We start from the raw sequence: 8,791 nt of genomic DNA, 5'->3' as shown, positions 1-8,791 counted from the left end.
GGGGTGACTGATGGGGCTCGAACCCACGACAACCGGAATCACAATCCGGGACTCTACCAACTGAGCTACAATCACCACTGACTTTCAATTCTACTAACCAATACGACAGAAACAGTACATGCCGAATGGTGCGCCCAGAAGGATTCGAACCTTCGGCCTTACCCTCCGGAGGGGTACGCTCTATCCAGCTGAGCTATGGGCGCTCGCCTTGGTTAGCGACGCATATATTAGGGATAAAACACCGTCACGTCTAGCCCTGATTTGCTTTTTTTAACTGACTGATTAACTTTTGACTCATTTGCGCTAACTATTTGCTCACTTCTTACTTATTCGCACTCATTTACGAGAGTTATTAACTTTATACTGACATTAATTTAGCTTGGATCACATTTGTATTTATGGTAATTATAATGATTGTTCAACAATAATTTGTTCACATAATTAATAGGATAACGGTCAACAAGGGTATGGATACTGCAATAAGTCACTCAATAGCCTCTCCACGAGTCGAGCATCTGCAAAAAAGGATCGCTCGCTTAAAGCGTTTGGCTAAAAAATATAAACGTTCTGAGACTATTCAGAACGCTTTACTGGGTATTTCTAATATTGCGACCCAGGTCACTTCACTTGATGATTTTTATCAACGAGTACACTTACATCTGCAGCAACTTATCCCTGCAGAAAACTTTTTTATTGCATCTCAAGACCAAAAAACCGGACTGACAAGTTTACCTTTTTTTGCCGACCAACAAGATTCTCACCCAACGGAACTCTACCCAGACCAGGAAATATCAGCATTACTTAATAGTGGTTTAACAGGTTATGTGCTCCGTAATGGCACACCTTTGTTATGCGACGATAATAAGTTTAATGAATTGATCGCCAGTGGCGATATTAAAAGCCTTGGCTCTCCAAGTCACCAATGGCTTGGCGTACCCATCAAGAACCAAGATGTCGTCAGTGGTGTACTTGTTGTACAAAGCTATAACGAAGCCAATACCTACGGTGAACTTGAATTAGAATTAATGGGTTTCATTTGCCATCATATTTCTGGGGTAATGGAACGGCTTGAGCATCATGAACAACTAGAACAAGCCATTGTTGAACGCACCAAAGAACTCAGCCAAGCTTATGAAAAAGTCAAAAAAGAGATAACGGAACGAGTTAAAGCCGAAAAATTACAAAAAGCCTTATTCGAAATTGCCGATTTATCTGCATCAAATGTACTCCAACAAGACTTTTATTTACGACTTCATACTATTATGAGTCAATTAATACCGGCTGATAACTGTTTTATCTCATTGATAAACGATAACAATATGTTGTCATTTCCTTTCTATGTTTCGCAAATGACAACCGAATATCCAGCCTCTCGTCCTATGCAGGATGGGCTAACAGAATACATCCTAGAACATAAATTACCGCGGTTATTATCATCTAAAGATATCGCTGACATGGTTGCTAATGGTGAGATTTACGCAAAATCACCAGAATTAAACAAAACCGATAGAATGCATCAATGGATAGGCATTCCGCTGATCATTAATGGCGATGTCGCTGGCGCATTAACGATTTATAGCTTGGGTGACGCCCATATTTATCAATTGAAAGATTTAGAGTTGCTGACGTTTGTGTCTCAGCATATGGCCAATGCTATTGAACGTAAATTGGCGGCTGAGTCACTGAAAAATAGCCATGAGCAGTTAGAAGATAAAGTCGTTAAACGCACTCGAGCACTCGCTGAACTGAACAGTAATCTTCAACAAGAAATTAATCAGCGCCGAAAGATTGAAGATCAACTCTTACACGATGCTCAGCATGATGGACTGACAGGGTTACCCAATCGCAGCTATTTAATGGAACGATTATCACAAGCATTAAAACACTTGCGCCGGCATGGATTAGATCAGTTTGCATTATTATTTATCGATCTCGACCGCTTTAAAGTGATCAATGACTCTTTTGGTCATCTCGAAGGCGATCGCTTTTTAATTGAAACCGCACAACGTATCAAGTCATGTGTACGTGAAAATGACACTCTAGCAAGAATGGGCGGTGATGAATTTGTTATTTTGCTGGATTCTATTAATGCCACGGAAGATGCTATCGAGGTCAGTGATCGTATTTTACAAGCGTTGTCGATGCCCTATCAGCTAGCCAAACAAGAGTTCATCTCAGGTGCCAGTATCGGAATTGCATTTAGTGGACGTAATAAATTAGTCACCAGCGAGTCACTACTTCGTGATGCTGACGCTGCTATGTATCAGGCTAAAGCTAATGGTAAGGGTTGTTATGTTATTTTTGACGACAAGCTCAGCGCACAATCTAAGCTACAACATGAATTGGAAATTGATTTTAAAAACGCCCTAGACCAACAAGAATTTGAAATTAACTACGTTGAAGTGGTCGATTTTACTAATGGTGAAATCATTGCTATTGAACCTCACGTTGAGTGGCACCATCCCAAACAAGGCATAATTGAACATGGCAAAATGAAAAGTCTTGCCGCACAATACCAGCTCACACTTAATATCGACGGTTATATTTTTTCTCACTTAAGTGAACAGTATCAATTTCTTAAACAAAAATATGGACCGTCAGTATACTTACATCTATCCATTAGCAGCCAGCACATCAAAAATAAATTCGTATTACGCAATCTCAAACAAACGATTAAAAGTAGCAACATCAATCTTGAGAAATTAATATTATTCTTTAACGAAAAAGCACTAGTGCAAGACACCGAAAACCACATCAATGGTTTCGAGCTCATCTCGCAACTAGGCGTGCAAATCGGGATCGATGGCTATGGCACAGGTTACAGTTCACTCAGTTGCCTGAGCTTTTTACCGATTAAGGCATTAAAGTTAGATGATGACATCAGTAAGCATTTACTCAATGACAAACAGTTACAATTAGTCAAAGCTTACCAACTGACGGCACAAACACTTAATTTCGATATGTACGCCACCACAGTAGACACACAACAACAAGTAAGGCAGTTTTTAGAACTGGGTTATGTGCGTGGTCAAGGACGAGCGATCAGTAAACTTTTTAACGAAAAAAAAAAGCCACATAAGGCCTGTGCCTAATCAATAAGTCCAGCCCAATTAGCACTATTTTTTAAACATATCACGTATGTTGGCGATGTGACTTTTGCTGGTTTCGACACGCTGCTCTTCTGTTTGAACAGGCTTACGGTTTTCCCAAATTAAGTCATCTTGCGGTAACTCAAGTAAAAAACGGCTCGGTTCACATCGCATTGTTTCACCAAATTGGCGACGTTCACGGCATATTACAAACCACAATTCACGTTGTGCACGGGTAATACCCACATACGCCAGACGTCGTTCTTCATCGACATTGTCTTCGTCAATACTCGACTGATGCGGCAAAATGCGCTCTTCAACGCCCACCATAAATACAAAAGGATATTCCAGTCCTTTAGAGGCATGTAACGTCATTAACTGAACTTGATCACCACCTTCATCCTCGCTGTTGCGTTCCATCATGTCGCGCAGGGTTAATCGAGTAACCACTTCTGGTAGCGTCATCGGTTCATCTAACTCATCACCTTCGAGCATTTCGGTAACCCAGCGGTATAATTCCGAAATATTCTTCATCCTCATTTCAGCCGCTTTAGCGCTGGTACTCGTTTCGTATAAGTAATCTTCGTAATTTATTTTACGAATAAGCTGTTTAATCGCTTCGACAGGCTCACCACGCATGGCAACTTCACCAGTATCAACAATAAATTTACCAAATTGATACAAGGAGTTAACCGCAGCTGGTGCTAAGTGATGGTTGAGTTCAACATCAAAAATAGCTTCAAATAATGATATATGCTTTTGATTGGCAAAATTACCTAAACGCTCCAGCGATGCAGGGCCGATACCACGCTTAGGTAAGTTAACCACCCGTAAAAAAGCATTGTCATCGTCAGGGTTCACCACTAAACGTAAATATCCCATGATATCTTTAATTTCTGCACGAGAAAAAAATGAAGTACCACCACTAAGCTTATAAGGAATACGGTTGGTCATAAGCGATCGTTCGAGTAAACGAGACTGATGATTACCTCGGTATAAAATGGCGTAATCACCGAACTTAGTCCGCCCAACAAACTTATGCCGAATGATCTCGGCAACCACTCGTTCAGCTTCCTGCTCTTCGTTAGCGGCAATTAATACTCTTAAGGGCTCACCGTAAGCTAACTCACTGAATAACGCTTTGTCGTACACATGAGGGTTGTTAGCAATCAAAATATTGGCTGCCCGAAGAATACGTTGGCTTGAACGATAGTTTTGCTCTAACTTTATGAGTTTAAGTCTTGGGAAGTCAGTCCCTAATAACACCAGGTTCTGTGGCTTTGCACCACGCCAAGAATAAATAGACTGATCATCATCACCTACCACCGTAAAACGTGCTCGCTCGCCCACCAGTAATTTAACTAACTCATATTGGCTGGTATTGGTATCTTGATACTCATCCACCAGCAAATATTGAATTTTAGTCTGCCAACGGGTGCGGACTTCTTCATTCATCCGCAATAATAAGGTTGGAATTAAGATTAGGTCATCAAAATCGAGCGCATTATAAGATTTCATATGCTGAGCATACCTGGCATATAACATGGCAAATAATTGGCTTTGCTCGTCTTTTGCCATACTTTTTGCTTGCTGAGGGATCACTAATCCCCCTTTCCAATTCGATATCGCTGATGCCAAAGATTTGATCAGGTCTTTATCATCATCTAACTCATCTTCGGTCAGTTCTTTTAATAACGCGAAAGTATCTTGGTCATCAAACAATGAAAAACCCGCTTTAAGCCCAAGCACTTTATGCTCGCGCTTAATGATTTCGAGCCCTAAGGTGTGAAAAGTAGAAATCCATAATCCGCGCGCTTCTTTGCGGCCCATCGACTGAGCAACACGTTCTTTCATTTCACGGGCGGCTTTGTTGGTAAAGGTTACTGCGGCAATATTACGGGCTTTATAGCCACACTTTTCAACTAAGTAAGCAATTTTATTAATGATTACACGTGTTTTACCACTCCCCGCGCCAGCGAGCACTAAGCATGGACCCGATACATAATGTACGGCTTCATTTTGCCCTGGATTGAGTTTCATTAATCATTACACCTTGCTTAGCCTTAAACGAAGGCGGATCATAGCAGAATCAACTGATGACGGTTAACGAAAAATCACACTTAGTGTTTGGAAAAGCGCTTACCTCGGTTACAATTAAATCAATGTCTCAGTAGGGAATCATCATGATTAATCCAAAGAAAATAGAAGAGCTCGCGAAACAACTTAGCGATAACTTACCCAGCGGTGTTAAGCAATTTGCCGGTGAGTTTGAAGAACGCAGCAAGCAGATATTACAAAACCAATTGATGAAACTGGACGTGGTATCGCGCGAAGAGTTTGAGGTTCAGCAACATGTGTTGCTTAAAACTCGCGAGAAGCTTGAAGCATTACAAGCACAAGTGAATGAGTTAGAAAAAAAGTTTGCCGAGTAACTAACCTAAATTCGGAATAACGATTGATATTACGGACTCTGTAATCGTTTTAACTCATTTACAGACATAAAAAATGACGCTATTTAGCGTCATTTTTTTACACCCACGAAGCTTGTTAACCTCAGTTCTGGTTAAGAGACTCTGCTAATGCATATAAGCAAAGAGCGACGTTTTCGCGACGGGCACCATAGCCCATTAAGCCGATGCGCCATGCTTTACCCGCTAAAGCACCTAAGCCTGCACCAATTTCTAAATTATATTCTTCCAATAAATGCTTACGCACTGCAGCATCATCAACACCATCTGGAATATAAACGGTATTAAGTTGCGGTAAACGAGACGCTTCTTCAACCACAAATTTCAATCCAAGCTTGGTTAACCCATCGCGTAATAACTGATGCATTTTACGGTGTCTTGCCCAGGCATTTTCGAGCCCTTCATTGGCTAACAAACGTAAAGACTCATGGAGGGAATATAATGCATTAACGGGTGCAGTATGATGATAGCTGCGCTTAGCACCAGCGCCGTTGCCCCAATAACCCATCACTAAGGTTTGATCTAAAAACCAACTCTGCACCTGGGTGGTACGAGCTTTTAGTTTAGCAACGGCTTTAGGCGAAAATGACACCGGAGATAAACCGGGCACACAAGATAAGCACTTTTGGCTGCCTGAATAAATGGCATCAATGCCCCACTCATCCACCAGCAATTCAACGCCACCCAATGAGGTCACCGCATCAACAATACTGATACAGTCATGTAATTGCGCCAAGGTGCACAATGTTTTGGCATCCGACAGCGCACCCGTTGAAGTTTCTGCATGTACAAAGGCTAAAAATTTGGCATCAGGATGCGCGACAAGTGCAGCTTCAACTTTATCTGGGCATACAGGTTCGCCCCATTCATTGTCGACGACTACCGCAACACCGCCAACACGCTCAACGTTTTGGCGCATGCGCTCACCAAACACCCCATTACGACACACGATTACCTTTTCACCTGGTTCAACTAAATTGACAAAACAGGTTTCCATACCAGCACTGCCTGGCGCCGATACCGCTAAGGTCATTTCGTTTTTAGTTTGAAAAGCATATTGAATTAAGCTTTTTAGCTCATCCATCATGCCAACAAATAATGGGTCAAGGTGGCCAATAGTCGGCCTTGATTGTGCCGCAAGCACTTCAGGATACACATCAGATGGGCCTGGACCCATTAAGATTCGGCGCGGTGGCATAAAAGCTGGAATTGTTGGTACGGGTAACATCAATGTCTCCTTAAAATGAGGTCGAAATTCATAATTCAGTATGAATCTGGAAAAATTTACCCTACATATAAAGCAAACTATACCAATCAGTTGCTGCAAAATACATTAACATCAATTTATTAGTGGTCGTTGGTAATCGTTTCTACAAACCTACGAATATTTTTTCGTTTTAGGCAAACTGACAATACCACATTGAAGCACTAAATCACCTCAGAATGGTCGTTAACCTGAACTAGGGATAACAAACTCCTCTCAAACAGCCCTTTGCCTTGCTAACGGTGTTGAATTAATTTGCAATAGACCCGCTATTGACGCGTCTATTCGCCTTGTTAGTAAAACAAATGACAAGTTTGATAGTGATAAACGTCTAAGTTTATGATCTTTATTATCATATCTTGGTCTCTTATCCCGAGATCAGGTTAGTTAAAAATGGCTTACGATTTTGCTTTAGCGCTATTTAAAAATAACTGATATGCCGGACTGTGGGTTTCTTCTTGATAAACGAAACCTAACTCCGTTAAAAACTGTGCAAATGCCACGTCGTCTTTAGCCGGAACTTCAAACCCAGTTAACACCCTGCCAAAGGCTGCCCCATGGTTACGGTAATGAAATAAACTGATATTCCATTTACTCTGTAAAGTGGTTAAAAACTTCAACAATGCCCCTGGATGCTCAGGAAATTCAAAACTAAACAAGCGCTCTTCTAGTGGCTCAAGTGGGTGACCACCGACCATATAACGCACATGTAATTTAGCGGTTTCATCTTGGGATAAATCTTGAACTTCAAAGCCTTCAGACTCAAGTTTAGCGATAATTTCGCTTAGCTCTGCTTGGCCACCGGTAAGACGAATGCCGGCAAATACCACCGCAATGTCACGGCTACTAAAGCGATAGTTAAATTCGGTCATCACCCGTTTATCGAGTAACTCGCAAAAACGTAAAAAGCTGCCAGGCTTTTCAGGGATTTTTACCGCTAGTACCGCTTCTTTTTGCTCAGCTAATTCACAGCGTTCAGACACATAACGTAAACTATGAAAATTCACATTGGCGCCACTCAATATTGCCGCGACTTTTTTCGGTGCATTAATGGAGTCACCTTGTTGGGCCATGTATTTTTTAAGCCCAGCAATCGACAAGGCCCCTGCAGGTTCAGCTATCGCGCGGGTATCTTCAAAAATATCTTTTACTGCCGCACAAATTTCATCAGAAGTAACAGTAACCACTTCATCAACGTATTCACGCGCTAAGCGAAATGGCTCGGTACCAATGCGTTTAACCGCTACGCCGTCAGCAAACAAACCGACTTGAGCCAGTGTCACTGGTTCATCGGCTTCTAATGCCGCCTTTAAACATGCTGCATCTTCGGGTTCGACTCCAATGATCCTCACTTGTGGCATTACCGCTTTATAATAAGCCGCAATACCGGCAATTAAGCCACCACCGCCAACGGGCACAAACACGATTTCGATATCGCGTTGCTGCTGGACCATTTCTTGCGCAATAGTGCCTTGCCCCGCAATAACCGCTTCATCATCAAAAGGAGCGATATAAACACGCCCTTCTGTTACCGAAAGGTTTTTAGCATAGTCATTGGCTTGATCAAACGCCTGCCCATGAAGCACCACATTGCCACCTAAGCGTTTCACAGCATCAATCTTAATATCTGGCGTGGTACTAGGCATTACAATTACGGCATCAATACCGCGACTGGCAGCAGACATCGCTACCCCTTGAGCGTGATTGCCCGCCGATGCACACACCACACCTCTATCACACTCATCTTGAGTTAACGCTGCTATACGGTTGTAGGCACCACGTATTTTAAATGAATGCACAGGTTGCATATCTTCACGCTTTAAATACACCTGACAACCAAAGCGAGCAGACAATTTATTCATGCTCGACAATGGCGTCACTTTAGCCACATCATAAACAGACGATAGCAAAATTTTCTGTAAATAATAATGCGCTAAATCTAATTGAGTTTGAGACGCCAAAGCCAACAT

The 8,791-nt window shown here is 41.9% G+C and carries 5 protein-coding genes and 2 tRNA genes; 2 read left to right on the top strand and 5 right to left on the bottom strand.

From position 1 onward, the window contains the following. Positions 1-2: 2 nt before the first annotated feature. Together AAEY94_RS12910 and AAEY94_RS12905 are read right to left on the bottom strand one after the other, a co-directional pair. Positions 3-75: transfer RNA gene (locus AAEY94_RS12910), tRNA-His, on the bottom strand. A 51-nt stretch (positions 76-126) separates the two neighbouring features. Continuing rightward, a tRNA-Arg gene (locus AAEY94_RS12905) sits at positions 127-203 on the bottom strand. A 264-nt stretch (positions 204-467) separates the two neighbouring features. Between AAEY94_RS12905 and AAEY94_RS12900 the strand changes: the two genes are divergently transcribed. Next, positions 468-3,092 carry a sensor domain-containing phosphodiesterase gene (locus tag AAEY94_RS12900; protein ID WP_162022171.1) on the top strand — a complete coding sequence of 875 codons (2,625 nt, stop codon included), beginning with the start codon at positions 468-470 and terminating at the stop codon, positions 3,090-3,092. Positions 3,093-3,116: 24 nt separating this feature from the next. Here AAEY94_RS12900 and rep read toward each other — a convergent pair whose 3' ends face one another. After that, the gene (gene rep / locus AAEY94_RS12895) at positions 3,117-5,129 is read right to left on the bottom strand and encodes a DNA helicase Rep (RefSeq protein ID WP_350979016.1); all 2,013 of its coding nucleotides are present in this window, start codon (positions 5,127-5,129) and stop codon (positions 3,117-3,119) included. Positions 5,130-5,272: 143 nt separating this feature from the next. Here rep and ubiK point away from each other — a divergent pair, with 143 nt between their 5' ends. Next, complete coding sequence (gene ubiK, locus AAEY94_RS12890; protein ID WP_059746313.1) at positions 5,273-5,521, top strand: ubiquinone biosynthesis accessory factor UbiK; 249 nt, start codon at positions 5,273-5,275, stop codon at positions 5,519-5,521. A gap of 121 nt (positions 5,522-5,642) precedes the next feature. On the opposite strand, the gene AAEY94_RS12885 is transcribed toward ubiK, so the two are convergent. Further along, complete coding sequence (locus tag AAEY94_RS12885) at positions 5,643-6,785, bottom strand: pyridoxal-phosphate-dependent aminotransferase family protein (RefSeq protein WP_101087262.1); 1,143 nt, start codon at positions 6,783-6,785, stop codon at positions 5,643-5,645. 434 nt (positions 6,786-7,219) lie between these two features. Then, on the bottom strand, positions 7,220-8,791 hold the full coding sequence (gene ilvA, locus AAEY94_RS12880; protein WP_192116350.1) for a threonine ammonia-lyase, biosynthetic: 1,572 nt from the start codon (positions 8,789-8,791) through the stop codon (positions 7,220-7,222).

The sequence above is a fragment of the Shewanella sp. AC34-MNA-CIBAN-0136 genome (assembly GCF_040309945.1).
Lineage (GTDB): Bacteria > Pseudomonadota > Gammaproteobacteria > Enterobacterales > Shewanellaceae > Shewanella.
The sequence above is the reverse complement of the archived record's forward strand: the minus strand, read 5'-3'. Positions and strand labels throughout refer to the sequence as shown.